The following is a 3794-nucleotide window of genomic DNA, read 5'->3' as shown; positions in this document are numbered from 1 at the left end:
CCTAGCCCCGACGCCCTATCCCCTATCCCCTAGCCCCTAGCCCTATCATGTCCCCTGAAACACCATCCCCGATAAATTTGCCTGCTGGTTCCCCGCTGCTTCGGGTTTTGATTGTGGAAGACGATCCCATGATGCAATTGGGGTTGGAGCAATCTTTAGCCGCGCATCCGCAGATCGAGCTTGTGGGACAAGCCGAAGATGGTTATCTGGGAGTGGAGGCGGCTTTAAAACTCAAGCCGGATCTGGTGGTAATGGATATTGGTTTGCCGCGATTGGATGGTATTGCGGCGACACAGCGAATTAAGAAGGAACTTCCGAGTGTGCGAGTGGTGATGCTGACTTCCCACACGACTGAAACGGAAATTATTGCCGCTCTTTCCAGCGGTGCGGATGCTTACTGTATTAAGGGGGCGAGTGTGGATCGCCTGCTGGCAGCGATCGCAGCTGCCACGGAGGGTGCTACTTATCTCGACCCTCAGATCGCTCGCAAAGTGATCGACCATCTCAAACCTCCTTCTCCGACGGGTAATGTGGCGAATCTGTCGCAGCGGGAGTTAGAGGTTTTGAAATTAATGGTAGAAGGTTACAGCAATCCGGAAATTGCGGAGGCATTATACCTCAGTCCTAACACTGTGAAAACTCACGTGAGAGGGATTATGAATAAGTTATCGGTTGATGACCGCGTGCAGGCAGCTGTGGTGGCGTTGCGATCGGGACTGGTTTGAGAAAATAGTCATTGCTTATTATTTGTTGCTGATACTTCATGGTTTGATGGCTGATGATTAAAAATGACGATCGCTTACAGTCGTTTTGTCTGAAGTGGAGTATATTCAAAATAAATTCTCGCTCCCCAAAGGTGGAGTAAATTGACAATGCAGCCGAAAAAGCAGCCAAGCCTCGCAACCTCAAGAGACCCAGAGGATACGATCGCCTACAAGCAGACGCCTGCAAAGCGGGATCTAATGTACTCGCGAGAAATTATCTTGGACTATATCCGGATGCGGATGTGCGAGGAAGTGTTTCATTTGGCAATCGTAGAGCAAATTAAAGGCAAACTAAAAGACAAGTTTTCCTCCACACTGCGCTCTAGCAATTTAAAAAGTGGCAGCGCTGGCGATCGACCAGTTGACGAAGTATTTGATGTGGAACATGAGATAAACGTATCCGACAAAGGCAAAAATATTGTGCTGTTTCGCATTCAAGTTCTTTTAAAGAAGTTTCCGACTCAATACACTTATGTGACAATAAATCAAATTATTGACTGTATTGAAACGTTTTTGAGCCCTTGCGATCGAGACGATGTTTGGCAACCCACAATTGAAGATCGCATTGTCTACATAAAATGGGATGAAGATGCTAAACCGATACCAGTACTTGTGTTAGAGCAATCAGATGAAGTACCATTTGAACAGATGAAAGGGATAACTTTTTAACTTTCAAATTGTAGATAACTAATGGTAAATTAAGGTGGAAATTTACTAAAAAAACAAAATGTTTATACATAAACTCGCTCTGGTAGCAGTTAGTTTAGAGCCGCCGAGCGCCCGAACCAAGGATTTTGGATTACCTCCGCCTTGAAGGGACAAAGCTTGAAATTAGGAAAAATTTTTAGATGATTATCCTTGAAATGGGAAAATTGAAACCCCTTTTTTTCGTCAAATTAGATGTTATGCTAAATTTTGAGCTAATTATGGTTTATATGTTTGATATGCAATCAGCTTGGGAAATAGAATTTTAAAAACTACTTTTTTGATAAGTTTTTCAAATCTATGTTTGGCCAGTTAGTGCAGTTCGACTGTAAAAATTGCCTCAAAACATTAATATTTAAACTGTCTGCGCCGATTTACCGATAGCTAATTGCATTCAAAAAGTATAATACCTAAGCTAGACAAAAAGAGAATAATAAAATTTCCTCTGAACAAAGTTAATTATTGAATAGTCACTTGGGCTCGACCGATGGAAAAAAAAATTTATTCCAAATATAAGGGATTACTTCGCTCCCGGTTAGGGAGATCGCTATGTTCGGGATTTTCCATTTTCAGTGCTGTATTTTGTAGCTTACGTCCCAGTAATGCAGCAGTTGGAGTTGTTTTGCTGCCAAATCCCTCAGCAGCAGAATTTACTGAAGAATTAGCACAGAATGCGCCTCAGATACCGCCTCAAATACCACCGAATCCGCAACCGAATCCGAATACCGATCGGTTTTTGCAACCAGCACCGACACCCTTACCGACCACACCCGAAGACCAGCGTCCGGTTTTGGAAATAACGACACCGGAAACAGAGTCAGATGCACCTCCCATCAGAATAGCGCTTCAAAAAATCGAAGTCGTCGGTAACACCGTCTTAAGTACAGAAGAAATTAACGCCATCACCAAACCTTTTGAAGGACGGGAAGTTAGTTTGGATGAATTGAGGGCGGTTGCCGATGCAATCACCAAGCTTTACATCGACCGTGGATACATTACATCAAGAGCGGTTTTGCCAGACCAAACTGTTAATAATGGTGTGGTGCTAATTCGGATTATTGAAGGTAGTTTAGAACGAATTCAGATCGAAGGAACTCGTCGCTTAAGAAGATCTTATGTGCGCGATCGCGTGCGTCTGGGGATAACTACTCCCCTCAATACCAATCAACTAGAAGATCGACTCAGATTGCTGCGCGTTAACCCGTTATTTGAAAATGTCGAAGCGAGTCTGCGAGCTGGAAGCGAGTTGGGAAAAAGTGTTCTCGTCGTTCGCGTCACCGAGGCAGAGCAATTTGATAGTAACTTTAGTATTGATAATTATTCAGCACCCAGCGTTGGTTCGGAAAGATTGGGGGTGAATCTGCGCTATCGCAATATTACCGGTTTTGGGGATGAAGTTGCTGCTGCTTATTATCGTTCCACTACAGGAGGTTCTAATGCTTTGGATTTTACCTACAGCGTTCCCCTCAATGCGAAAGATGGCACTCTGCAATTAAGAGTTGCACCTAATTTCTACGAAATTACTCAGCCTCCGTTCGATCGATTTAATATTACAGGTGAATCGAATCTTTATGAAATCAGTTACCGTCAACCGATATTTCGATCGCCTCGTCGAGAATTTACCTTATCGCTTGGTTTTACCCGTCGGGAAAGTCAGACGTTTCTGGATGGCGAGCCAACTCCTTTTGGCGAGGGGCCAGATGAAGAAGGGAGAAGCCGCACCAGTGTAATTAACTTTCAACAAGAATATGTAAGCCGGGATACAAAGGGAGCGACGGCGGTGCGATCGCAATTTAGTCTCGGTACCGGCTTACTTGACGCCACTATTAATCCCGATCCAATTCCAGATGGACGCTTTTTGAGTTGGTTAGGTCAAGTGCAGCGCGTTCAAAGGCTGAGCAACAATCATCTACTCATCTTGCAAGCGGATGTGCAATTAACAACCGATAGCTTATTATCATCCCAACAGTTTGTAATCGGCGGCGGTCAATCATTGCGCGGCTATCGGCAAAATTTGCGTTCGGGTGATAGTGGCTTTCGAGTTTCTATAGAAGACCGCATTACCTTGCAACGCAATAAAAACGATTTGCCGACATTACAAATAGCACCGTTTTTTGATGTGGGAGGAGTTTGGAATAACCCGAATAATCCCAATACATCACAAGAGATAGATGACGAGAGGTTTTTAGCGGGAGTTGGTATGGGTTTGCTGTGGGAGCCACTGCCCAGATTAAATGTGCGAGTTGATTACGGTGTGCCGCTAATTAGTATTAGCGATAAAGGCGAAAATGCACAAGATATGGGTTTTTATTTCCGGGTTGTTTA

3 protein-coding genes are annotated in these 3794 nt (G+C 44.1%); all 3 read left to right on the top strand.

All coding sequences use genetic code 11. The annotated features are described in order from the left end of the window. The first annotated feature begins 47 nt into the window (after positions 1–47). On the top strand, positions 48–725 hold the full coding sequence (locus H6S82_RS22810; protein WP_190470701.1) for a response regulator transcription factor: 678 nt from the start codon (positions 48–50) through the stop codon (positions 723–725). 147 nt (positions 726–872) lie between these two features. Beyond that, positions 873–1433, top strand: a complete 561-nt coding sequence (locus tag H6S82_RS22805; RefSeq protein WP_190470699.1) for a hypothetical protein — start codon at positions 873–875, stop codon at positions 1431–1433. A gap of 523 nt (positions 1434–1956) precedes the next feature. Further along, the coding region (locus H6S82_RS22800) for a ShlB/FhaC/HecB family hemolysin secretion/activation protein (protein WP_191056756.1) at positions 1957–3794 on the top strand (1838 nt) is incomplete at its 3' end.

The organism is Planktothrix sp. FACHB-1355 (assembly GCF_014748295.1).
GTDB lineage: Bacteria > Cyanobacteriota > Cyanobacteriia > Cyanobacteriales > Aerosakkonemataceae > Aerosakkonema > Aerosakkonema funiforme_A.
The sequence above is the reverse complement of the archived record's forward strand: the minus strand, read 5'-3'. Positions and strand labels throughout refer to the sequence as shown.

Bases quoted from the DNA above. Each gene is read 5' to 3' on its own strand.
- H6S82_RS22810 (WP_190470701.1), top strand. From the start codon at position 48: ATGTCCCCTGAAACACCATCCCCGATAAATTTGCCTGCTGGTTCCCCG.
- H6S82_RS22805 (WP_190470699.1), top strand. From the start codon at position 873: ATGCAGCCGAAAAAGCAGCCAAGCCTCGCAACCTCAAGAGACCCAGAG.